18 protein-coding genes are annotated in these 22411 nt (G+C 71.5%); 6 read left to right on the forward strand and 12 right to left on the reverse strand.

Going from position 1 to position 22411, the window contains the following annotated elements:
* The first annotated feature begins 4 nt into the window (after window positions 1–4).
* Entirely contained in the window at window positions 5–1111 is a 1107-nt protein-coding gene (gene hemE, locus QZ772_RS02685; RefSeq protein ID WP_295522769.1) for a uroporphyrinogen decarboxylase, read from the forward strand.
* 353 nt (window positions 1112–1464) lie between these two features.
* A complete protein-coding gene (priA, locus tag QZ772_RS02690) occupies window positions 1465–3594 on the forward strand; it encodes a primosomal protein N' (RefSeq protein WP_295522771.1) in 2130 nt (709 codons plus the stop codon).
* Between the two features lie 69 nt (window positions 3595–3663).
* Here priA and QZ772_RS02695 read toward each other — a convergent pair whose 3' ends face one another.
* Both QZ772_RS02695 and QZ772_RS02700 read right to left on the reverse strand, forming a co-directional pair.
* Window positions 3664–3891 carry a hypothetical protein gene (locus tag QZ772_RS02695; protein WP_295522774.1) on the reverse strand — a complete coding sequence of 76 codons (228 nt, stop codon included), beginning with the start codon at window positions 3889–3891 and terminating at the stop codon, window positions 3664–3666.
* Between the two features lie 115 nt (window positions 3892–4006).
* On the reverse strand, window positions 4007–4981 hold the full coding sequence (locus QZ772_RS02700; RefSeq protein WP_295522776.1) for an AEC family transporter: 975 nt from the start codon (window positions 4979–4981) through the stop codon (window positions 4007–4009).
* A gap of 101 nt (window positions 4982–5082) precedes the next feature.
* Here QZ772_RS02700 and QZ772_RS02705 point away from each other — a divergent pair, with 101 nt between their 5' ends.
* The 4 genes from QZ772_RS02705 to QZ772_RS02720 are packed head-to-tail and all read left to right on the forward strand — an operon-like array spanning window position 5083 to window position 9726.
* Window positions 5083–7152 (forward strand): ATP-dependent helicase, encoded by a 2070-nt coding sequence (locus tag QZ772_RS02705; RefSeq protein ID WP_295522778.1) that lies wholly within the window; start codon window positions 5083–5085, stop codon window positions 7150–7152.
* Window positions 7153–7172: 20 nt separating this feature from the next.
* Window positions 7173–7598 carry a hypothetical protein gene (locus QZ772_RS02710; protein ID WP_295522780.1) on the forward strand — a complete coding sequence of 142 codons (426 nt, stop codon included), beginning with the start codon at window positions 7173–7175 and terminating at the stop codon, window positions 7596–7598.
* The gene (locus tag QZ772_RS02715; RefSeq protein WP_295522782.1) at window positions 7535–8782 is read left to right on the forward strand and encodes a phospholipase A; all 1248 of its coding nucleotides are present in this window, start codon (window positions 7535–7537) and stop codon (window positions 8780–8782) included. The genes QZ772_RS02710 and QZ772_RS02715 overlap by 64 nt, the downstream gene beginning before the upstream one ends.
* The gene (locus QZ772_RS02720) at window positions 8782–9726 is read left to right on the forward strand and encodes a patatin-like phospholipase family protein (protein WP_295522784.1); all 945 of its coding nucleotides are present in this window, start codon (window positions 8782–8784) and stop codon (window positions 9724–9726) included. The genes QZ772_RS02715 and QZ772_RS02720 overlap by 1 nt, the downstream gene beginning before the upstream one ends.
* A 106-nt stretch (window positions 9727–9832) precedes the next feature.
* Here the strand turns inward: QZ772_RS02720 and QZ772_RS02725 are convergent, their stop codons facing one another.
* The 10 genes from QZ772_RS02725 to QZ772_RS02770 all read right to left on the reverse strand — a co-directional run.
* Window positions 9833–11860, reverse strand: coding sequence for a response regulator (locus tag QZ772_RS02725; protein WP_295522786.1), 2028 nt, complete (start codon window positions 11858–11860; stop codon window positions 9833–9835).
* Entirely contained in the window at window positions 11853–12311 is a 459-nt protein-coding gene (locus tag QZ772_RS02730; RefSeq protein WP_017758603.1) for a response regulator, read from the reverse strand. Before QZ772_RS02730 ends, QZ772_RS02725 begins: the two co-directional genes overlap by 8 nt.
* A complete protein-coding gene (locus tag QZ772_RS02735) occupies window positions 12304–14550 on the reverse strand; it encodes an ATP-binding protein (RefSeq protein WP_295522789.1) in 2247 nt (748 codons plus the stop codon). The genes QZ772_RS02730 and QZ772_RS02735 overlap by 8 nt, the downstream gene beginning before the upstream one ends.
* 217 nt (window positions 14551–14767) lie before the next feature.
* Entirely contained in the window at window positions 14768–15685 is a 918-nt protein-coding gene (locus QZ772_RS02740) for an isocitrate lyase/PEP mutase family protein (RefSeq protein WP_295522791.1), read from the reverse strand.
* Entirely contained in the window at window positions 15682–17115 is a 1434-nt protein-coding gene (locus QZ772_RS02745; protein WP_295522793.1) for an FAD-dependent oxidoreductase, read from the reverse strand. Before QZ772_RS02745 ends, QZ772_RS02740 begins: the two co-directional genes overlap by 4 nt.
* Window positions 17112–17702, reverse strand: coding sequence for a cysteine hydrolase (locus QZ772_RS02750; protein ID WP_114802766.1), 591 nt, complete (start codon window positions 17700–17702; stop codon window positions 17112–17114). Before QZ772_RS02750 ends, QZ772_RS02745 begins: the two co-directional genes overlap by 4 nt.
* On the reverse strand, window positions 17699–19744 hold the full coding sequence (locus QZ772_RS02755; RefSeq protein WP_295522795.1) for a hydantoinase/oxoprolinase family protein: 2046 nt from the start codon (window positions 19742–19744) through the stop codon (window positions 17699–17701). Before QZ772_RS02755 ends, QZ772_RS02750 begins: the two co-directional genes overlap by 4 nt.
* Window positions 19741–21435 (reverse strand): hydantoinase B/oxoprolinase family protein, encoded by a 1695-nt coding sequence (locus tag QZ772_RS02760; protein WP_295522797.1) that lies wholly within the window; start codon window positions 21433–21435, stop codon window positions 19741–19743. Before QZ772_RS02760 ends, QZ772_RS02755 begins: the two co-directional genes overlap by 4 nt.
* Window positions 21428–21961 (reverse strand): 3-isopropylmalate dehydratase, encoded by a 534-nt coding sequence (locus QZ772_RS02765; RefSeq protein WP_295522799.1) that lies wholly within the window; start codon window positions 21959–21961, stop codon window positions 21428–21430. Before QZ772_RS02765 ends, QZ772_RS02760 begins: the two co-directional genes overlap by 8 nt.
* Window positions 21958–22411 (reverse strand): aconitase family protein (locus tag QZ772_RS02770; RefSeq protein WP_295522801.1); only part of this gene is annotated, 454 nt, incomplete at its 5' end. The genes QZ772_RS02770 and QZ772_RS02765, both read right to left, overlap by 4 nt.

Below are 22411 nucleotides of genomic sequence, written 5' to 3' on the forward strand. Positions count from 1 at the left end.
CGCGATGCCCTTCGCCCCCCTCCAGAACGACAGCTTCCTGCGCGCCTGCTGGCGTCAGTCCACCGACCACACGCCCATCTGGCTGATGCGCCAGGCCGGCCGCTACCTGCCGGAATACGTCGCCACCCGCGCCAGGGCCGGCAGCTTCATGGGGCTGGCCACCAACGTCGACTACGCCACCGAAGTCACGCTGCAGCCGCTGGACCGCTTTCCGCTGGACGCGGCGATCCTGTTCTCCGACATCCTGACGGTGCCCGACGCCATGGGCCTGGGCCTGTCGTTCGAGGCGGGCGAAGGCCCGCGCTTTGCGCGCACCGTGCGCGACGAGGCGGCGGTCGATGCCCTGCAGGTGCCCGACCTGGAGCGGCTGCGCTATGTCTTCGACGCCGTCGCCTCCATCCGGCGTGCGCTGGCCGGCCGCGTGCCGCTGATCGGCTTCTCCGGCAGCCCGTGGACGCTGGCCTGCTACATGGTCGAAGGCAGCGGCTCCAGCGACTGGCGACATGCCAAGGCCCTGATGTACGGCCGGCCCGACCTGATGCACCGCATGCTGGCCGTCAACGCCGATGCCGTGGCCGCCTACCTCAACGCCCAGATCGATGCCGGCGCACAGGCCGTGATGGTGTTCGACAGCTGGGGGGGCGCGCTGGCCGATGGCGCCTTCCACGAATTCAGCCTGGCCTACACCGCGCGCGTGCTGTCGCAGCTCAAGCGCGATGGCGCGGACGGCCGGCGCGTGCCGCGCATCGTGTTCACCAAGGGCGGCGGCCTGTGGCTGGAGGCCATGGCCAGCCTCGACTGCGAGGTGCTGGGCCTGGACTGGACCGTGGACCTGGCCGTGGCCCGCGCACGCGTGGGCGAAGGCCCGAAGGGCAAGGCGCTGCAGGGCAACCTCGACCCCAACGTGCTGTTCGCGCCGCCCGGGCGGGTGGCGGCCGAGGCCGTGCGCCTGCTCGACCGCTTCGGCGCACCCCATCGCGATCCGGCCACGACCGGCCCCACGCACATCTTCAACCTGGGCCATGGCATCAGCCAGTTCACGCCGCCCGAGCATGTGGCGGCGCTGGTGGAGGCGGTCCACCGGCATTCCCGCGCCCAACGCGCCGCTTGAAGGCGTGCGCCGCGCGGCGTAAGGGCCGCGAACCCGCATGGATGGGGCCTCTGCAGGGCATCGGCGCTTTGTCAAGCCCCCTCGCCATTACTTATGCACAAAGTCGTTGTTGCGGTGCGCAAAACAAGGATGAGGGGCGCCAGGGCCTGCAGGCCTGGGTGGATGCACCTAAGTCTTTGATTTGTATGGCGACGTGCCAATGCCTGTTTTGCGGGCAATCTGGCCAAGCCCTTGATCTGCGTGGCTTTGGCGGGCTTGGCCGACGCCTATCAACAAAGTTATCCACAGGAACGCTGGATGACCAGCAAACCTTCCGAAAATCAATCACTTAGGCGTTGCTTCTTGAAACAAGCATGAAAGAAGCCTCCCAAAGCGGGAGCCGGGTCCGGGTGGCGGTGCAGACGCCCGCCCACAGCGGCATCTCCGAACCTTTGACCTACATCACGCCGAACCCTCTCGCGGCAGGGACGCTGGTGCGCGTCCCGCTGGGTCAGCGGGAAGTGCTGGGCGTGGTCTGGGGCGGGGCGGCGGCAGAGCCCGAAGGCGCCGCGCTGCGCGCCGTGTCCGCCGTGCTGGAGGGGTTGCCGCCTCTGTCCGAGGGCTGGCGCGACCTGGTGGAATTCGCGGCGCGCTACTACCAGCGCGCCGTCGGGGAAGTGGCGCTCGCCGGCCTGCCGCCCCAGCTGCGGGAGCTGGGCGCGGACCAGCTTGCGAGACGACTGGCGCGCAAGCCCCGGGCGGTGCCGGACGCTGCCGTGGATGGCGACACGGCTCGGCTCCCCACGCCCGAGCAGGCCGCCGTGCTGGCCGAACTGCGCTCGGGCGACGCGGGCGCCTTCCTGCTGCACGGCAGCACCGGCAGCGGCAAGACCGAGGTCTATCTCCAGGCCGTGGCCGAGCTGCTGGAGGCCGATCCCGAGGCGCAGGCCCTGGTGATGGTGCCGGAGATCAACCTCACGCCCCAGCTGGAGGCCCGTTTCATCGCCCGCTTCGCGCCGATCTACGGCGCAGGTGCGGTGGTGTCGATGCACAGCGGCATGACCAACCCGCAGCGCCTGGGCAGCTGGCTGGCCGCGCACCTGGGCCGCGCGCGCATCGTGCTGGGCACGCGCATGGCCATCTTCGCCAGCCTGCCGAAGCTGGCGCTGATCGTGGTCGACGAGGAGCACGACCCCAGCTACAAGCAGCAGGAAGGCGCCCGCTATTCCGCGCGCGACCTGGCCGTGTGGCGGGGCCGGCGCGAGGGCGCGAAGGTGCTGCTGGGCTCGGCCACGCCCTCATTGGAAAGCTGGTGGGGCAGCCGTCCGCCGTCGGACGGCGATGCCGGCGGCCGCTACCGGCGACTGGCCATGCCCAGCCGCGTCGGCGCCGGCGACCTGCCGACCGTGCGGCTGGTGGACATGACCCTGCAGCCGCCGCGCACCCGCCTGTCGGCCGCGCTGGTGGACGCCATCGCCCAGCGTGTGGCGCGCGGCGAGCAGAGCATGCTGCTGCTCAACCGCCGGGGCTATGCGCCGGTGCTGGCCTGCGGCGACTGCGGCTGGAAGAGCGAGTGCCCCCACTGCAGCGCCTACCGCGTCTTCCACAAGATCGACCGCAGCCTGCGCTGCCACCACTGCGGCTTTGCCGAACGCGTGCCCCGCGCCTGCCCGGCCTGCGGCAACCTCGACATCGCGCCCGTGGGCCGCGGCACCGAGCGGCTCGAAGAGGAGCTGGCCGAATTGCTGGTGGGCGTGCAGCGGCCCGACAGCGAAGGCGGCGGCCCGGTGCGCATCGCCCGCATCGACGCCGACAGCACCCGGCACGAGGGCGCCCTGGCCCAGCAGCTGGCGCAGGTGCACGACGGCACGGTGGACGTGCTGGTGGGCACGCAGATGATCGCCAAGGGCCACGACTTCCGGCGCATCACGCTGGTGGCGGCCATCAACCCGGACGGCGCACTGTTCTCCAGCGACTTCCGTGCGCCGGAGCGGCTGTTCTCGTTGCTGATGCAGTCGGGCGGGCGCGCAGGCCGCGACAGCGCCTGGCTCGCGGCGCAGGGCAGCCGGGCAGAGATGTGGATCCAGAGCTTTCATCCGCAGCATCCGCTGTTCGCGGCGCTGCGGCGGCACGACTATCCGGCCTTCGCCGAACAGCAGCTGGAGGAGCGGCGCGGCGCCAGCCTGCCGCCCTTCGCCTTCCAGGCGCTGCTGCGCGCCGACGCGCGTACGCAGGAGGCGGCCCAGGCCTTCCTGACGGCGGCCAGCGCGGCGGTGGACGATCTGCCCGAGGCGGCCGCGGTGCAGCGCTATCCGGCCGTGCCGCTGGCGATCCAGCGCGTGGCCAACGTGGAGCGCGCGCAGATGCTGGTGGAAAGCGAATCGCGGGTCGCGCTGCAGCGCCTGCTGGCGCAGTGGCATCCACGGCTGCATGCGCTGCGGCGCGGGCCGGAAGGGCAGGGAATCATCCGGTGGCTGGTGGATGTGGATCCGCAGGCGATTTGAGGCACCGGCAGGCCGCTCCGCGGTCTTTCACCCGGACGCGCCCGCCAGGAAGACTGGAAGCGCGTTGCCTCAGGCCTGGCGGTGCTCGATGTGCCCGAGCGGCGGCTTGACGACCTGAACGTAGGAAAGCACGCGCCGGCGCGTGGAGCGCAGGCGCCCTGCCCAGGCGCCGATCGCGAGCACGACGGCGACCGCGGCCAGGATGGCCGCTGCCCATCGCCCTTGGCCGTGCGCGACCATTGCACCCACCGCGGCCAGTGCCGCCACGGCGACCATCACGCGAACCCATGTCTGCATGATCAGAACCTCGGAAACATGCACTCACATTAGGCCGGACCGCGGCCGCGCGGCGTAGGAATAGCTCGCATGCCGAGGGTGACGAACGGCCTATGGCGTCCGTCTCGGCCGCGGCTCAGCGCGTGAGCGACACCGCCAGCGGAAAGCTCAGGAAGGCGCCGACGGTCGTCCACAGGATGATTCGCGCCACCCTGCCCGTGTCCGCACCGTAGCGCTCGGCCAGCATCGACACATTGCTGGCGCTGGGCAGTGCCGCCGTCAGCACCAGGGCCAGCCCGGCGAGCGGTGCCAGTCCGGCGCCGGTGGCCGCAAGCAGCGCCACCAGGCCGAGCACCAGCAGCGGATGCACAAGCAGCTTGAAGCCCACCACCGGCAGCAGGTCGCGCAGCGCGGCGCGCAGCGGGGGCTGCGCCCCGCCCTCGCGCGCCCGCAGAGCCGATCGGGCCAGCACGGCGCCGATGGTGAACAGCGCCGCCGGCGACGCCGCGTCCGCCAGCATGCCCACCGTGCGGTCCACCGGCGTCGGCAACCGCCATTGCAGCGCGGACGCCAGCGCACCCAGCACCATCGACCAGGGCATCGGGTTGCGCACGATACCGCCCAGCGCGCGCCGTACGGCCTGCGCCGCCGCGCCGCCCTCGTGCGTGTCCAGCCGCGACAGGGCGATGCACAGCGAGGAGGTCAGCACCATGTCGAAGGCGATGGTGACGATCACCGGCCCGGCCACCGCGGGCCCCAGCAGCGCGGCCAGCAAGGGCACCCCCATGAAACCGGTGTTGGGAAAGGCGGCCACCAGCGCGCCGAAGGCCGCATCGTTCCAGCGGTGGCCGGCGCGCCGCGCCGCGGCGGTGGCCAGCGCCACCATCGCCAGTGCGGCGCCGCCCCAGACCAGCGCCACCCGCGCATCGAGCAGTTGCGCCAGCGGCGTGCCGGCCGCGAAGCGGAACAGCATGCAGGGCAGCGCGAAGTACAGGACGAAGACGTTGAGGCCCGGAATCGCCTCGACGGGCATCAGGCCGCGCCGGGCGGCCAGGTAGCCGAGGGCAATCAGCGCGAAGAAGGGGAAGGTGGCGGCAAAGACGGCAAGCACGGCGGCGCATTCTCGTCGCCAGCCCCCGCCAGTATCATTGCGCGCTTTTGCGTCCGGCCGATCCAGCGCCGCGGCGCCTGCAGCCCTCCCCCCCTCTCGCCATGTCCTCCGGCCTCAATCTCGCCCAGCAGGAAGCGGTCAACTACCTCCACGGGCCCTGCCTGGTGCTCGCCGGCGCGGGCTCGGGCAAGACGCGGGTGATCACCCACAAGATCGGCCGCCTCATCCAGGCCGGGCTGGAGCCCAAGCGCATCGCGGCCATCACCTTCACCAACAAGGCGGCGGCCGAGATGCGCGAGCGGGCCAAGGGCCTGATCGGCCGCGCGGCCAAGGACGTGGTGATCTGCACCTTCCACGCCCTGGGCGTGCGCATGATGCGCGAGGACGGCGCCGTGCTCGGCCTCAAGCCGCAGTTCAGCATCCTGGACGCCGACGACGTCACCAAGATCCTCAAGGACGCCGGCGGCACCACCGACACGGCCACCGCCCGCACCTGGCAGTGGACGATCAGCAAGTGGAAGAACATGGGCCTCAATTCGGCCGAGGCCGAGGCCCAGGCGCTGGACGACAACGAGCGCATCACGGCGAAGATCATGGCCCGCTACGAGGAGCGGCTGACGGCCTACCAGAGCGTGGACTTCGACGACCTGATCGGCATGCCGCTGCAGCTCTTGCACAAGCACGAGGCGGTGCGCGAGAAGTGGCAGAAGCTGCTGGGCCACATCCTGGTCGACGAATACCAGGACACCAACGCCACGCAGTACGAGGTGCTCAAGCTGCTGGCCGGCGAGCGCGGCCGCTTCACCGCCGTGGGCGACGACGACCAGTCCATCTACGGCTGGCGCGGCGCCACGCTGGACAACCTCAAGAAGCTGCCGATCGACTATCCGCAGCTCAAGGTCATCAAGCTGGAGCAGAACTACCGCTCCACCAGCGCCATTCTGCGCGCGGCCAACAACGTGATCGGGCCCAACCCCAAGCTCTTTCCCAAGACGCTGTTCAGCGAGCTTGGCGAGGGCGAGCCGGTGCGCGTGGTGGACTGCGACAACGAGCAGCACGAGGCCGAGCGCGCCGTGGCCCGCATCCAGGGCCTGCGCGAGAGCTCCACGCACAAGGAGTGGCGCGACTTCGCCATCCTCTACAGGGCCAACCACCAGGCGCGCATCTTCGAGCAGGCGCTGCGCCGGGCCAACATTCCCTACAAGGTGTCGGGCGGCCAGAGCTTCTTCGACCGCGCCGAAATCAAGGACCTGTGCGGCTGGTTCCGCCTGTGGGTCAACAACGACGACGACCCGGCCTTCCTGCGCGCCGTCACCACGCCCAAGCGCGGCATCGGCCACACCACGCTGCAGCAGCTGGGCGTGTTCGCCAGCCAGTACAAGATCAGCCTGTTCGAGGCGCTGTTCTCGCCCTCGCTGCCCAGCGCCGTGCCCAAGCGCGGCATCGAGGGACTGCACGAGTTCGGCCGCTACATCAACGACCTCGAATACCGCGCCCGCCACACCGTGGGCGCCGAGGGTGCGCGGGCCTTCCTGACGGACTGGCTCAAGGACATCGACTACGAGAAGCACCTCTACGACGGCGAGGACAGCGAGCAGGCCGCCGCCAGCCGCTGGACCAACGTGCTGGAGTTCTGCGACTGGATGTCGCAGCGCTGCGGCGGCCAGGTGGAGGACGCCTCCGGCGCCACGAGCGGCCCCGAGGCCAAGAGCCTGCTGGAGGTGGCGCAGACCATCTCGCTGCTGTCGACCATCAGCGAGCGCGAGCAGGACCAGAACGTGCTCACCCTCTCCACGCTGCATGCCTCCAAGGGCCTGGAGTGGCCGCACGTGATGCTTGTGGGCGTGAACGAGGGCCTGCTGCCCTTCAAGCTCGAGGACGACGAAGGCCGCCAGGAGAAGGTGGCCGAGAACATCGCCGAGCGCCTGCAGGAGGAGCGCCGCCTGATGTACGTGGGCATCACCCGTGCCCAGCGCACCCTGGCCGTGAGCTGGATGAAGCGCCGCAAGAAGGGCCGCGAGATGGTGCAGGCCACGCCCAGCCGCTTCATCGCCGAGATGGCGCTGGACAAGACCACGGCCAAGGAAGACCCGCGCGAGAAGCTCAAGGCCCTGCGCGCCGAATTTGCCCGCCGCGCCGCCGCGGCCTCGGCGGCCGAGCCGTCGAACTGACACATCCCGAGGACCCGCCGATGCGCCTTCTGCCCCCTTTGCTGATCGCGCTGGCGATCACCGGCTGCATAAGCACCCGGGTTCCGCCCGGCTGTCCCGCCACGGCAAGCGACATGAAGCCCTCGGACCTGTATGGCTGGTGGGATGCGCGCTTCGGCACAGACGGCGCCCCCGCCGACGTCGAATTGCGCCCGCATCCGGAATACGCCGGCAGCGTGCGTGGCACCATCGCCAAGGCCGGCTCCCCGCTGGCCCAACTGGCCGGCGACGTCAACCCTGACGGTCAGCTCAGCCTCGACGAATCCCGGGACGGCCGCACGATCAGCGCGGTCTGGACCACAGACCTGCAGCCCGCCTCGTGCGGCAAGGAGTTCACTGGAACATGGCGCAACACCGCCACCGAGCAGAGCGTGCCCGTCGTTCTGCGCAAACGCCCCTCACCCTGAGTTTCCTGGCACTGACGGCGCTGGCCCTGCCCTGGACCGTCCAGGCCCAGACGCCCGCCCCGGCCCAGGCCGCCCCCGCGCCCGGCCTGCCCCCCAGCCCGCTCGCGGACGCACAACTCACCTGGCAGCAATGTGCGCGGCTGTCCACCGACAACGCCGCGCGGCTGGCCTGCTTCGACCGCTGGGCCCTGCAGCAGCAGGCGCCGGCCGCCAGCCTGCCGCCAGCGCCGCCTGCCCTGGCCACCGCCCAGCCGCCGGACGCACCGTCGCTGCAGAAGCCCGTGGACGTCGCCCAGCCCGCCACGCGCGTCATCGCCGTGGCCGAACCCGAGGGCTGCCGCGATCGCCAGTACTCGGTGCTGTCGCGCTTCTGGGAGCTGGAACAGGGCAGCAGCTGCGGCACCTTCACCTTCCGCGGCTACCGGCCGCTGAACGTGGCGATCTCCACCGCCGATGGCCGGCCCCAGACGCCGACCTCGCCGGCCGAGGGCCACACCGGCACGGCGATGGCCTACCAGCCCACCGAGATGCGCATCGGCCTGTCCGTGCGCACCAAGCTCGCCGAAGGCCTGCTCACGCGCAACGACCCGCTGCGCCGCGATTCGCTGTGGTTCGGCTACACGCAGCAATCCACCTGGCAGGTCTTCAATTCGGACCTGTCGCGGCCCTTCCGCACCACGGACCATGAGCCCGAGCTCATGTACGCCTACCCCATCGACCTGAACCTGCCCGGCGGCTGGCGCTGGCGCTATGCGGGCCTGGGGCTGGTGCACCAGTCCAACGGCCAGAGCCTGCCGCTGTCGCGCAGCTGGAACCGCGTCTACCTGATGGGCGGTGTGGAGCTGGACAACCGCTTCGCCATCACCGCCCGTGTGTGGCAGCGCGTGCACGAGAGCGCCGCGGACGACGACAACCCCGACATCACCAAGTACCTCGGCCACAGCGAGATCATCGGCACCTGGAACATGGACCCCGTCAACACGCTGCGCGGCACGGTCCGCGGCATGGTCGGCGGCAGCGGCAAGGGCTCGGTACGACTCGAATGGCTGCGCGCCATCGGCGACCCGGCCAAGAGCGACCTGCGCTTCCATGTGCAGCTGTTCCACGGCTATGGCGACACGCTGGTCGACTACAACCGCAAGCGCACCGTCCTTTCGGTCGGCGTCAGCCTGGTGGACTTCTGATGCTCCGCCGTCCCCGCATCGGGCTGGCGCTGGGCAGCGGCTCGGCGCGGGGCTGGTCGCACATCGGGGTGATCCGCACGCTGGAGCAGGCGGGCTATGCGCCCGACGTGGTCTGCGGCACCTCCATCGGCGCGCTTGTCGGCGCCATCTATGCTGCGGGCCGGCTGGACTGGCTGGAAGACTGGGTGCGCAAGCTCACCTGGTCGGGCACGGTGGCCATGCTGGACCTCAAGATGGGCGGCGGGCTGATCGAAGGCGGCAAGCTGCTGAAGTTCTTCCGCGAGCATTCGCAGGACCCGGATTTCGCCGACCTGCCCAAGGCCTTCGGCTGCGTGGCGACCGAGTTGGCGACAGGCCGCGAGGTGTGGCTGCGCGAAGGTCCGGTGATCGACGCCGTGCGGGCCTCGATGGCCTTGCCCGGCTTGTTCACGCCGACGCAGCAGGAGGACCGGCTGCTGGTGGACGGCGGGCTGGTCAACCCGATCCCGGTGTCGCTGTGCCGCGCCATGGGCGCCGACCTCGTGATCGCCGTGGACCTCAACTGGGACCTGATCGGCCGGCGCAATCGCACTGCCTCCACCGATGGCACGGCCGTGGCCGAGCTGCCCAAGGCCGGCGTGCTGGCCACGGTGCTCGGCAAGCTGCGGCCGGCCGCGCGTGCGCCTGCGGGCAGCGGCACGGAGATGCCCTCGCTGCTGGACGTGCTGGGCACCAGCCTCAACATCATGCAGGTGCGCATCACCCAGAGCCGCATGGCGGGCGAGCCCGCGGACGTGATGGTGCGTCCGCGCCTGTCGGACATCGCGGCGATGGATTTCCACCGCGCCGCTGCGGCCATCGCCGAGGGCGAGCGCGCCGCCCAGCAGGTGCTGGCGCTGCTGGCCGACCTGGCGGTGCCGCTCCAGGATGGCGGCAGCCTGCCGCCGGTGACCGTCCAGGGCTGACGAACACGGAAGGACGACGGAGGCTGGCGTCCGGACGAGACCGGTCGGCCCTCGCGCACGTCGCCCGGCACCGCAGACCCCCAGGCCTGACGTCACCCAGCGTCGCTCAGGCCGCGCTGCGCAACGCGGCCTGCAGCGTCTCGTGCACCGCCTCCGGGTCCGCCGGCTTGATCAGGTGCGCGGCAAAGCCGGCGGCCTGGGTGCGCTGGCGGTCGATGGGACTGCCGTAGCCGCTCAGCGCCACCACGGGCAGCCGGGCACCGAGGGCGCGCCCGATCTCCACGCCGCTGCCATCGGGCAGGCCCAGGTCGGTCAGCACGATGTCGAACTCCTTCTGCGCGGCGCAGGCCAGGCCTTCGGCCACCGAGGCGGCGTGGGTGATGGCATAGCCGTAGTCCTGCAGGAAAAGCATCAACAGCTCGGCCGCCTGGACGTTGTCCTCCACCATGAGCACCCGGGCGCCCTGGGCAGCGGCGGGAGCCGGCGGCAGGGTGGGCGCGGCGCGCAGGGGCTGGGTCTCCTCGCGGTCGGCCAGCGGCAGCCGCATCTCGAAGGTGGCGCCCTGACCCGGGCCGGCGCTGGTGGCGGTGAGCATGCCCCCGTGCTCGATGACCAGGTGCCGCGCAATGGCCAGGCCCAGGCCCAGCCCGCCGAACTGGCGTGCGACCTCGCGGTCGGCCTGCTCGAAGGCCTTGAAGATGCGCTCCAGCGCGTCGGGCGCGATGCCGATGCCGTGGTCGACCACGCGCACGACGAAATGCCCGTCATGCACCTCGGACTCGAGCCGGATCGTGGCGCCGGCCGGACTGAACTTGATCGCGTTGCGCAGAAGGTTGGCGATGACCTGCTTGATGCGGGCGGCATCGGCCCGCACCCAGGCGCCTTCGGCCATGCCGCGCACACTGAGCTTGAGCTTCTTCTCCGCCAGCGCGCCGCGCATCATCTCGCCCACCTCGCCCGGCAGCGTGGCCGCGTCGAGCCGGTCGGCGCGAAGGCTCAGCTTGCCGCTGGTGATGGTGGAGACATCGAGCAGGTCGTCGATGAGGCGGGCCTCCAGCTCGACGTTGCGGCGGATGCCGGGGATCAGGTCCTTGTGGCGCTCGGGCACGGTGGCCAGTCGCTGCAGCAACTGCGCGGCGAAGGAGATGGCGGCCAGCGGATTGCGCAGCTCGTGCGAGACGATGGCCAGGAAGCGGTCCTTGGCCTCGTTGGCGCGGGCCATGTCTTCCTGCGCCGCCTCGGCCTGGGCGACGGCGGCCCGCAGGGCTTCGGCATTGCGATGCTCGGCAGTTCGGTCGCGGATGATCAGGCAGTAGCGCACGCGGCTGGTGGCCACCGGCGGCGCCCCGGCCGAGGGCTCGGCATCCAGGCAGGCGACGACCACATCGGCCCAGCAGGGCTCGCCGCGCACGGGCTGCAGCCACAGCTGCCCGTTGAAGCTGCCACCGGCGCAGCTGGCGTGCAGCCACTCCATGGGCTGCGGCCCTTCGCGACTGGTGAGGAATTCATGCAGGGGGCGGCCCAGCGCCTCCGACTCGACCGAGCCGAAGATCTGTCGCGCACCCAGGTTCCAGCGCAGAACACGCGCCTGGGCATCCAGCAGCACCACCGCATAGTCCGCCAGCGAATCGACCAGGCGGCCGAAGAGCAGGTCGTTGTCCTGCAGGGCGCGCTCGGCGCGCACGCGCCCATCGCGCACGGCCACTTCGCGCAGCGCGCGATCCACGACCATCGGCAGGCGCGAGAGGCGGCCCTTGCTCACGTAGTCGGTGGCACCCTGGCGCAGCAGCTCGACGGCGTTGTCCTCGCCGATGACGCCCGAGACGAAGACGAAGGGCACCTGCGGCGCCAGACTGCGCGCCAGCTCCAGCGCCTGCTGGCCGGAATAGCCGGGCAGCTCGAAGTCCGACAGGATGAGCTCGAAGCGCTCCTGCCGCAGGGCCTCGGCATAGCCGGCTTCGTCGCGCACCGTGGTGACCTTCGCATGCGGATACGCACGCAACAGTGCCTCCATCAGCAACTCGGCATCGAAGACCGAGTCTTCCAGCATCAGCACCCGAAAGGGCGCCAGTGCGCCCCCCGCCGCGGCGGGCCGGGCGGCAGAGCCCGCCCCAGCGGCCGCCCGTTCACTCATAGCGGCGCGAGGTCTTGACCGAGCCGGGCGGCGGCTCGTTGAGCACCGCCCAGAACACGCCCAGGTCGGCGATGGCCGAGACGAACTGCTTGAAGTCCACCGGCTTGACCACGTAGGCATTGACGCCCAGCTCGTAGCTGCGCAGCACGTCGGATTCCTGCTGCGAGGAGGTGAGCATCACCACCGGCACGCTGCGCAGGCTGGGATTGGCGCGCACCTGCTCCAGCACCTCCAGGCCGTCCACCTTGGGCAGCTTAAGGTCCAGCAGGATGACCGCCGGATTGCCCGTGCCGCGGTCGGCGAATTCGCCTTCCTGGTTGAGGTAGGCCAGCGCCTGGGCGCCGTCGCGCACGGTGATGACCTCGTTGGCCAGCTGGCTGCGTTCGAGCGCCATGAGGGTGAGTTCGAGGTCCCGCTTGTCGTCCTCGACCAGCAAGATGGGCTTAAGCATGAAGTTCTCCGGGCGCATCCTGCGCGGGACCTGGGGGATGGGGGGGCAGCACGAAACCGAAGCGGGCACCGCGACCGGGTTCGCCATGCGCCCAGACCCGGCCGCCATGACGCTCGACGATGCGCTTGACGTTGGCCAGGCCGATGCCGGTGCCCTCGAACTCCTCCGCGGAATGCAGCCGCTGGAACACGCCGAAGAGCTTGCCCACGTACTTCATTTCGAAGCCGACGCCATTGTCCTCGACCTCGATGCCGCTGCCGTCCGCCTCGCGGATGGCCCTCACCTGGATCACGGCCGGGCTGGCCCCCCGCGTGTACTTCAGGGCGTTTCCGAGCAGGTTGCGCGTGGCCACCTGCAGCAGCAGCGGATCGGCCTCCAGCACGGGCAGCGGCGCCTGCACCTTCCACTGCACGCCGCGGGCGGCGTCGCCGCGCGAGAGTTCGTGGATCAGCCCTTCGATCAGGTCCGCCATCTTCACCGGCCGCAGCTTGAGCGCCGTGCGGCCCATGCGCGAGAAGTCGAGCAGCGCATCGACCAGCTCACCCGCGAAGGCCGCCGCGTCCTTGACGTTGGAGAGGTAGCGCAGCGCCCGCTCGGACAGCTGGCGCCCTTCCATGTCGACCACCAAGTCCACGAAGCCGGCGATGTGGCGCATGGGTGCCCGCAGGTCGTGCGAGACGGTGTACGAGAACGCCTCCAGCTCGCGGTTGACGCGGCTCAGCTCCGTGGCCACGGCGGCCATCTCTTCCGCCCGGCGCAGCACGATGCCGATGAGCGCCTGGCGCAGTTCGTCGGCCGCGGCGCGCTCCTCGGCGGTCCAGGGCAGGCTGCGGCCGCGGATCTTCTGCGCCCAGCTGGAGAAGCTGCGCCGCGGATGGATGCGGCCGTCTTCCGGGCGCACTTCCTTGCGCGGGTCGCCCGCCCAGGTGATGGTGCGCACATGCTCCGGCCGGAACCACAGCACCAGGTGGCGGTGCACCTGCGAGATCGACACCGCCAGGCAGCCGGCGATCTCCTGGCCCGCCGACCAGGCCGGCACGGTGTGCGGACTCAGGGCGTCGTTGGCGTAGACCGGCTCTTCCAGGCCGGCGATCCAGCTGGCCAGGGCCAGCACCTCGGACTTGGGCGGGGTCTCGCCCGTGGTCCAGACCTCGTCGTCGAGCACCACGGCCGCGCCGGCGGCGCGCGCCAGCCGCAGCAGGGGCGCCGGCTCGGCCAGCAGGCGCTGCAGGCTGGCATCGCTGTCGGACAGGTGCGAGACGATCTCCAGGATCAGCTTGCGCAGCTCCAGCCGCTGGGCAGCCGAGGCGTTGCTTTCCTTGGCCTGTATCTGCAGCGACACCAGCCGCCCGAGGTGCTCGCAGGCCAGGCGCGTGGTGGGCGCCAGCTGGCGCGGCTGGTGGTGATGGCAGGAGATCAGCCCCCACAGCCGCCCCTGCACCACCAGCGACACCGACATGGACGCCAGCGTGCCCATGTTGCGCATGTACTCGAGGTGCACTGGCGACACGCTGCGCAGACCCGACTGGGACAGATCCACCGGCCGCTCGTCGCCCGGCCCGATCAGCGGAACGGGCGTGTAGTTGGCGTCGGGAATGATGCGGAAGTGGTTGAGCGTGTACAGCTCGCGCGCCTGCGCCGGAATGTCGGAGGCGGGAAAGTGGTGTCCCGTGTAGCGCTCGTAGCCGTCCTCGGCCACCTCGGCCAGCACGCGGCCATCGCCGTTCTCGTCGAAGCGGTAGAGCAGACAGCGGCCGAAGCCGCTGAGCTGCTTCATCTCGGCGACGGCCAGCACGGCCAGCGCCTCGATGTCGTCCACGGCCTGCAGCCGCGGCATGAAGGCCCGTGCCACCGTGTAGATGGACGTGCTTCCGTGCCCAGGCTCTTCCTGCGGCGGTTCGAACTCCACGATGAGCCGGCCATCGCGGGCATGGGCCGAGGCCTGCATGTGGCCGCCCTCGCCCACCGCGAAGTTGCCCAGCGGCACCGGGAAGGCCTGCTCCGGCAGGGCCTGCAGCCCGCGGGCCAGCAGTTCGGCGACAGCGGCGTGGCGCTCATGCTCGGGCCAGTTGGCACTCCACGCCGTCTGCCGCCCGCTGGCGATGTCGATCACCAGCAACCGGCCGTGCGGCTGGATCGCGCCGGGGATGCGGATGGGCTCGTCCTCGCAGCGCGCGAGGTCGGCAGGCTCCGGCCCCGAAGGTGGCGTGAGCGCGGATGGGGCGGAAGGCGAATTCATGCAGGAAGGGGGCGCGCACGGCGGCCAGGGCAGGCCAGCGGCGATCGGGGCAAGGCGGAGCGAGGGTGCTGGACTTTCTCAGCTTTTGCCGTCCCACTTTGTAGGCGCAGGCCGACAGGCGAAGCCCTGCGAGGCCCCGTCACGCCTTCACGGCCATCCCCAGCGTCGGCGAAGGCGTCGGCAGCGCACGGCGCCACGGCACGCCCTCTGCCGCGTCTCATCCCTCGTACTGCCGACCCCGCGCGAGCAGCTCGGGCGTGCCGATCACGGCATTGAGCCCATCGAAATCCAGCATCGACGAACGCCAGGGCTCGGTGGTCTGGTGCGCCCGCAGGCTGGCGAAGTAGCCCTGCATCGCATGGGCCAGGGCCCGCACCGTGCCGCCCGGGAAGATGACGATCCGAAAACCCAGGCGGCCCAGCTCGTCCGCGGGCGTGATCGGCGTCTTGCCGCCTTCGACCATGTTGGCCAGCAGCGGCACGCGGCCGGCGAATCGCTGCGCGGCCTTGGCCAGTTGTTCCGGCGTGCGCAGAGCCTCGATGAAGAGCGCATCGACACCGCAGGCCAGATAGGCCTCGGCCCGGTCCATGGCGGCGTCCCAGCCCTCCACGGCCAGGGCATCGGTGCGCGCGAGGATCAGCGTGTCGGCGCTGCGGCGCGCGTCCAGCGCAGCGCGCAGCTTGCCCTGCATCTCGGCGACGGGCACCACGGTCTTGCCGTCCAGGTGGCCGCAGCGCTTGGGAAAGCCCTGGTCCTCCAGCTGGATCATGGCGGCGCCGGCGCGCTCCAGGCCGGCCACGGTGCGTTGCGTGTTCAGCGCATTGCCGAAGCCGGTGTCGGCGTCCACGATCACCGGCGTGCGCACCCGCTCGGTGATGTGGGCCAGCGTGTCGCAGACCTCGGTGAAGGTGGTGAGCCCGATGTCGGAGCGGCCCAGCTTCGTATAGGCGATGGAGGCACCCGACAGGTACAGCGCCTCGAAGCCGGCCTGCTCGGCCAGCAGCGCGCTGAAGGCGTCGTAGACGCCCGGGCACAGCAGGGGCTCGGGCCGCGCCAGGCGCGCGGCAAGCCCGGCGCCTGCAGTGACGGAAGGGCTGCGCCCAGGGCGCGCCGAAGAAGAAGTCGTCTCGTTCATGTCGAAGTGGATGTGCGCAGGAAGGCCGCCATGTCATGGGCCGCGATATAGCCGCCCGCCACCGCGCTGAGCAGGCCGTTGCCGGAGAGGTAGCCGCTGACATGGTTGCCGGAGACGCCGCGCGCCGCGCCGCCCGCCGCCCAGAGGTTGGGTAGCGGCTGGCCCTGGCCATCGAGCACGCGGGTGCGTGCATCGATGTCGAGCCCGCCCTGCGTATGGAACAGGGCGCCGGTCACCTTCACGGCGTAGAAGGGTGCGTCGAGGCGGCGCGGCAGCCGGCGGCCGAAGGCATCGGGCTCGCCCGGCGTCCAGGCAGACAGCGTCTCGCCGAGCGTGCCCGGATCGCAGCCGATGAGCGCCGCAAGCGCTTCGAGCGAATCGGCCCGCCGGACGGCGCCGGCGCTCTCGGCCTCGACGAAGTCGGGAAAGCCCTGCGCCAGCGCATGCACCGGCGTGTCGAACACGTTCCAGGCGATGCCACCGGGCTGCGCGACCACGTGCAGCGCGGCTTCAGAGTAGCCCTGCGACTCGTCATGGAAGCGGCGGCCTTCGCGGTTGATCTGGACGCCGCCCTCGACCATCAGGGCCCAGGTCATCAGCACGCCGTGCGGCACGGCCCAGGAGCCGTGGCCCTGGTAGGCCTGCATGTCCGCGAGTTGCGCGCCCAGCGCCTCGCCCCAGTGCAGCGCGGTGCCGTCGTTGCCGGTGTGGCCGCCGAAGGTGGCTTCGGCCATCTCCGGGATGTAGCGGCGCACCAGCGCGGGCGCCCCGCCGTAGCCATTGCAGGCCAGCAGCAGCGCGCGACAGCCGATGGCCTCCACGCTGCCATCGGGCCGACGGGCGCGCACGCCGAGCACGCGGCGCTCCGCGTCGACCACCAGCTCGGTCGCCTGCGCCTCGCAGAGGATGGGCACCGCCGCCGCCTCGGCCGCAGCCTCCAGCGCCTGCTCCAGCGCGACGCCGGTGCGGGCAGCCAGCGTGTGCATGCGATGGCGGCTGTGGCCCGGATAGAGAAAGCCCGTCAGCACTTCCCATTGCAGGCCATGGCGCGCTTCGAGATGGTCCAGCGCCGGGGCGATGGCCTGCGTGTAGGCCGCCACCAGGGCCGGCGCCGCCGTGCCGTGGGCCTTGGCCTGGATGTCTTCGGCGAAGCGCTCGGCATTGTCCTGGACGCCCAGCGCCTGCTGCGTGCGTGTACCGGCCGCCGGAATGAAGCCGGAGGACAGGCTGGTCGAGCCGCTGGGCTGCGCATCGCGCTCCAGCACCACCGCCTCGACGCCCAGATCGGCGAGCAGCAGTGCGGCCACGAGGCCGCAGGCGCCCGCGCCCACGATCAGCACGTCGGCCTGCACCGGCGCTTCGAAGCCCGGCTCGACCACCACCCGGGCCGCCGTGCCCGACCCGGCCGTGGCCGCCGGAGGGCCGCTCATGCCAGCACCCGGGCGCCGAAGTCGGCGCAGTCCACCACATGGGCGACGGTGGCCATGTCGGCCAGGGCCGTGGCATGGGTCTCGGGCTTGAAGGCGGCGCAGCCGTCGGCCACCACCCAGGTGTCGTAGTCGCGCATGTGCGCATCGCGCACGGTGCTGGCCACGCCGCCGTTGGTGACGATGCCGCAAACCGCCACGCGCTCGATGCCGTTCTTGCGCAGCAGCCAGTCGAGCTGGGTGTTGAAGAAGGCGGAGTACGCCACCTTGTGCACCGTGGCGTCGATGACCGGCTGCAGCAGCTCCACATTGGCCTGGCCCCAGCTGCCGGGCGCAAAGTCACCCTGCCGCAGGAAGGGCCGCAGCGCCAGCAGGTGCGGCGAGATCATGGGCGCACCGCCAACGCCGGGCCACAGCGTGAACTGGCTGGCCACCACCAGGCCGCCGGCCGCGCGCACGGCCTGCGCCAGCGGCAGCACGCGCTCGGGCAGGGCCTGCGCGGCCGGGTTGGCACAGCCGCCGCGGGCATAGGCGCCGCGGGCGTCGAGGAAGTCGTTCTGCAGGTCGATGATGACCAGGGCGGTTTTCATGGCTGGCGAAGGATGAGGTTGCCCAGGGCATCGACCACGGCCTCGAAGCCGGGTTCGAGCCAGACGGTGGTGTCGGCCTGTTCGAGGATGGCCGGGCCGGCGATGCGCGCGCCCACCGGCAGGTCCAGCCGCGCGTAGCGGCGTGCCTGCACCCAGTCGCCGCCGAAGTAGACCGGCTGCTCGCCCAGCGGCTCGGTGCGGCCCTCGCCGCGCGGTGCCAGCACGGACAGGTCGAACTTGGGCCGCACGCCGATGAGGGCATAGCGCAGGTTCATGACGCGCAGGCCGATGCCGTCGAGCACACGGCCGAACTCGGTGCGGTAGGCGGTCTCGAAGGCGGCGCGGGCGGCGTCGGCGTCCAGGGCGTCGGCCAGCACCGGCACGGCCACCGTGTGGGTCTGGCCCTGGTAGAGCATGTCCAGCACCAGTTCCTCGCGCACCGACTCGAAGGCCACGCCGGCGCTGTCCAGCCGGGCGCGGCAGCGCGACTCGAAGCCGGCCCTCAGTTCGCGCAGCGCGGCGAAGTCGATGGCGGCCAGGTCCTGGTTGAGGGTCTGCACCGCGTCGTGGCGCATGTCGGCCATCACGCAGCCCAGGGCCGAGGTGACGCCCGGATAGCGCGGCACGATGCCGGTGACCACGCCCACCTCGCGCATCATGGCGCACACATGCAGGCCGCCGCCGCCGCCGAAGGGCATGTAGGCGAAGCGCCGCGGGTCGTGGCCACGCTCGATGGAGACCAGCCGCATCGCGCCGGCCATCTTGGCATTGGCCACCGTGAGGATGGCCTCGGCCGCGGCCAGCACGTCCAGGCCCAGCGGCTCGGCCACATGGCGGCGGATGGCTTCGCGGGCCTTCTCCACGTCCAGCGCGCCCAGCAGACCACCGCCGAGCGGGCGCTGCGCCGCGATGCGACCCAGCAGCACGTTGGCGTCGGTCACGGTGGGCCGCTCGTTGCCGCGGCCGTAGCAGGCCGGGCCGGGCACGCTGCCGGCGGACTCGGGGCCGACCTGCAGCATGCCGCCCGCGTCCACGCTGGCGATGGAGCCGCCGCCAGCGCCGATGGTCTCGATCTGGATCATGGGCGAGCGCACCACCAGGCCGAAGTCGATGCTGGTCTGCGAGGCCAAGGCAGCCTGCCCGCCCGCGATGAGCGACACGTCGAAGGAGGTGCCGCCGATGTCGCCGGTGATCACGTCCGGATGGCCCGCGGCCGTGGCGATGGCCGCGCAGGCGATGACGCCCGCGGCCGGGCCGGAGAGCGCCGTGCGCACCGGCAGTTCGCCCGCCGTGCGGCGCGACATCACGCCGCCGTTGCTCTGCACGATCAGCAGCTCGCCGCCGAAGCCGCGCGCGCGCAGGTCGCCGTCCAGCCGCTCCAGGTAGCGGCCCACCACGGGCTGCAGCGCGGCATTGAGGCTGGCGGTGGAGGCGCGCTCGAACTCGCGGATCTCGGGCAGCACCTCGGCCGCCGCCGTCACATGGTCGTTGGGCCAGAGCGCGCGCACCGCCGCCACGGCGGCCTGCTCGTTGCTGGGGTTGGCATAGGTGTTGATGAAGAACACGCACACGGCCTCGCAGCCCTGCTCCAGCAGCTGGCGGGCGGCGGCGCGCACCTGGTCCAGGTCCACCGGCGTGTGCACGCTGCCGTCGGCCAGCACGCGCTCGTCGACCTCCAGGCGCAGGGCGCGCTCGATCACCGGCTCGAAGCCGCCGCGCAGGCCCCAGGTCTGGGGCCGGTCGCGCCGGCGCATCTCCAGCACGTCGCGAAAGCCCCGCGTGGTGATCAGGCCGGTGCGGGCCACCTTGCGCTCCAGCAGCGCGTTGGTGCCCACGGTGGTGCCGTGGATGATGGTGGCCAGGCTCTGCGCGCCGCGGTCGTCCACGCGCGCGATGCCGTTCATGAAGCCCACCGACTCTTCGCCGCGGGTGGAGGGCACCTTGACGATCTCGGCGGTGCCGGCGGCCTCGTCGAGCACGAAGAGGTCGGTGAAGGTGCCGCCGACGTCCACGCCGACGACACGGGTGCGCGCGTCGCTCATTGCTGTTCTCCTGGGTGGGCCGCGTCTGCCGCGTCGGCCAGATAGCCGCGGCGGGCATCCACCGCGCGTTCGTCGGCGCTGCGCCCCGCGGGTGGCCCCCAGCCACCGCCGCCGGGGGTTTCGAGCCGCACGCGGTCGCCGCGCTCCAGGGTGATGCCCAGCATCTTCGACACCATGGGCGGCGTGTGCCACGCGCCCTGCGAATGCCAGCTGAAGCGGTTGGCCTGCGCATCGCCGCCGCCGGCGATGCCCTTGGGCGCCGACTTGCCGCGCTCGCCGAAGACGAAGGCCTGGGCCTGGCGCTCCAGCAGCTCGATCTCGTAGACGGCGCCCAGGCCGCCGCGGTGCGTGCCATCGCCGCCCGAGCCGGGGCGCAGGGCCCATTCGGTGAAGCGCACGGGATAGGCGGCCTCCAGGATTTCCAGCGGCGGGATGGTGGCCGTGGAGATCGGCGCATTGCCGTGGTTGAGGCCATCGCCGCCCGCATGGGCGCCGTGGCCGCCGCCGAAGAAGCTGAACATCACCCAGCGCTGGCCGTTGCGTGCGCCCTCGCTGCGGTGGCCGGCGATGGACAGCGCATTGATGGTGCCGTAGGCCTGCGCCACGGCGCGGCGCGGATCGGCCTGGGCCGCGGCGCTGAAGATGACGTCGATCATGCGCAGGATGGTCTCGGTGTAGCCGCCCACCGGCCGCGGGCGCTGCGCCGTGATGACCAGGCCTTCGGGCATGACGAACTCCACCGCATCGAGCACGCCGGCATTGGCCGGCACCTCGGGGAACAGGTGCTTGAGCGCCACGTAGCAGGCGGCCACGGCGGTGGCGCGCGAGATGTTGACGGGGCCCTGGCACTGCGGCGAGCTGCGCGAGAAGTCCAGCACCAGCCGCTCGCCCTGCACCGTCATGTCCAGCGCGATGGTGAGCGCCTCGTCGGTCACGCCATCGTTGTCGAGCACGTCCGAGAAACTGTAGACACCGTCGGGCAGCGAGGCGATCTGCGCGCGCATCAGCCGGCGGGCCCGCTCGCGCAGTGCCTGCAGGGCCTGCAGCACCACGGCGTCGCCATAGGCATCGAGCAGTTCGGCCAGGCGGCGCGCACCCAGCTCCAGCGCGGCCAGCTGGCCGTTGAGGTCGCCCCACAGGCTGTCGGGCAGGCGGGTGTTGGCCCGCAGGATGGCCAGCACATCGGGGTTGATCTGCCCGCCCTGCACGATGCGCACCGGCGGGATCTGCACCGCCTCCTGCCAGCATTCGGTGGCCGCCGGGTTGTAGTTGCCCGGCACCGCGCCACCCACGTCGTGCCAGTGCGCGGCCGAGGCCAGGAAGCACAGCAGCCGGCCGTCGCGGAACACCGGACGCACCAGCTTGAAGTCGTTGGCATGGGTGCCGCCCTCGTAGGGGTCGTTGAACAGCCAGACCTCGCCCTCGCGCATGCCGCCGAGCGCCTCGGCCGCCCGCTTGGCGGCGCGCACCGCGAAGGCCATGGCGCCCACGAACACGGGCAGGCCCGACTTGCCCTGCACCAGGGTGTCGCCGCTCGCCGCGTCGTACAGCCCGTGGCAGGCGTCGTGCGCCTCGGCAATGATGGGATTGAACGCGCTGCGGTAGAGCGTCGCGTCCATCTCGTCGGCGATCTGCTCGAGTCGCCCCTTGAGCACCGCCAGCGTGACGGGATCGAGTGTGGCTTCAGACATGGGATTCCTTGGAGAAGCGTTGCTTGAGTTCGTTGAGCAGGCCGCCCGCGCGCACCCGCGCCATCAGGAAGGCGGGCACCGGTTCGCAGGCGAGCACGCGGCCGTCGGCGGCCCGCACCTGGGGCCGGTCGGGGTCGTCCACGGCCAGGCCGATGCGCTCGCCCTCCTGCAGCGCGTCTCCGTCGGCGCAGGTGAGCAGCAGCAGGCCGACGTTGAAGGCGTTGCGGAAGTACAGGCCGCTGTAGCTGGGCGCGATGACGGCGCGCACGCCCAGGGCCACGAGCACGGACGCGGCCTGCTCGCGCGAGGAGCCGATCCCGAAGCCCGGCCCGGCCACCACCACGTCGCCGGGGCGCACCTGGGTGGCGAACTCGGGCCGCATCGATTCGAGGCAGTGGCGGGCGATGACGTCCATGCCGAACTTCATGGCATGGCCGGGGGCCAGGGCGTCGGTGTCGACATTGGCGCCCAGGCGCCACACGCGGTGGCCCGGCGCCGCGCCGTCCGTCGGTAGAGATGTGCTCATGGCTTTGCGCTCGGCGATGAAGAAGCGATGGCGGAAGAGCGCCCATCCGCCAGCAGCTCGCGCGGATCGGTGATGCGCCCGCGCAGCGCCGAAGCCGCCACGGTGTAGGGCGAGGCCAGGAACACCTCGGCCTGCGCCGAGCCCATGCGGCCCTTGAAGTTGCGCGCCGTGCTGGAGATCACCCGCGTCGCGCCCTGGATGGCCTGGCCGTAGCCGGCGCAGGCGCCGCAGGCACTGGGCAGCAGCTCGGCGCCCGCATCGCGCAGCACCTGGGCCACGCCGGCCGCCTCGGCCCGCTGCCAGTCGTGCACGCTGGCCGGTGCCACCAGCAGCCGCATGCCGGCGGCGATGCGGCGGCCGGCCAGCACGCGGGCGGCGGCCTGCAGGTCCTCCAGCTTGGCGCCAGTGCAGGCGCCGATGTAGGCCAGCTGCACCGGCTCGTCGGCCACG

The sequence above is a fragment of the uncultured Pseudacidovorax sp. genome, from assembly GCF_913773995.1.
GTDB lineage: Bacteria > Pseudomonadota > Gammaproteobacteria > Burkholderiales > Burkholderiaceae_C > Xenophilus.

Excerpts from the sequence above, each read along its gene's own strand:
- hemE (WP_295522769.1), top strand. The coding sequence starts at position 5 with ATGCCCTTCGCCCCCCTCCAGAACGACAGCTTCCTGCGCGCCTGCTGG.
- priA (WP_295522771.1), top strand. The coding sequence starts at position 1,465 with ATGAAAGAAGCCTCCCAAAGCGGGAGCCGGGTCCGGGTGGCGGTGCAG.
- QZ772_RS02695 (WP_295522774.1), bottom strand. The coding sequence starts at position 3,891 with ATGCAGACATGGGTTCGCGTGATGGTCGCCGTGGCGGCACTGGCCGCG.
- QZ772_RS02705 (WP_295522778.1), top strand. The coding sequence starts at position 5,083 with ATGTCCTCCGGCCTCAATCTCGCCCAGCAGGAAGCGGTCAACTACCTC.
- QZ772_RS02710 (WP_295522780.1), top strand. The coding sequence starts at position 7,173 with ATGCGCCTTCTGCCCCCTTTGCTGATCGCGCTGGCGATCACCGGCTGC.
- QZ772_RS02715 (WP_295522782.1), top strand. The coding sequence starts at position 7,535 with ATGGCGCAACACCGCCACCGAGCAGAGCGTGCCCGTCGTTCTGCGCAA.
- QZ772_RS02720 (WP_295522784.1), top strand. The coding sequence starts at position 8,782 with ATGCTCCGCCGTCCCCGCATCGGGCTGGCGCTGGGCAGCGGCTCGGCG.
- QZ772_RS02725 (WP_295522786.1), bottom strand. The coding sequence starts at position 11,860 with ATGAGTGAACGGGCGGCCGCTGGGGCGGGCTCTGCCGCCCGGCCCGCC.
- QZ772_RS02730 (WP_017758603.1), bottom strand. The coding sequence starts at position 12,311 with ATGCTTAAGCCCATCTTGCTGGTCGAGGACGACAAGCGGGACCTCGAA.
- QZ772_RS02735 (WP_295522789.1), bottom strand. The coding sequence starts at position 14,550 with ATGAATTCGCCTTCCGCCCCATCCGCGCTCACGCCACCTTCGGGGCCG.
- QZ772_RS02740 (WP_295522791.1), bottom strand. The coding sequence starts at position 15,685 with ATGAACGAGACGACTTCTTCTTCGGCGCGCCCTGGGCGCAGCCCTTCC.
- QZ772_RS02745 (WP_295522793.1), bottom strand. The coding sequence starts at position 17,115 with ATGAGCGGCCCTCCGGCGGCCACGGCCGGGTCGGGCACGGCGGCCCGG.
- QZ772_RS02750 (WP_114802766.1), bottom strand. The coding sequence starts at position 17,702 with ATGAAAACCGCCCTGGTCATCATCGACCTGCAGAACGACTTCCTCGAC.
- QZ772_RS02755 (WP_295522795.1), bottom strand. The coding sequence starts at position 19,744 with ATGAGCGACGCGCGCACCCGTGTCGTCGGCGTGGACGTCGGCGGCACC.
- QZ772_RS02760 (WP_295522797.1), bottom strand. The coding sequence starts at position 21,435 with ATGTCTGAAGCCACACTCGATCCCGTCACGCTGGCGGTGCTCAAGGGG.
- QZ772_RS02765 (WP_295522799.1), bottom strand. The coding sequence starts at position 21,961 with ATGAGCACATCTCTACCGACGGACGGCGCGGCGCCGGGCCACCGCGTG.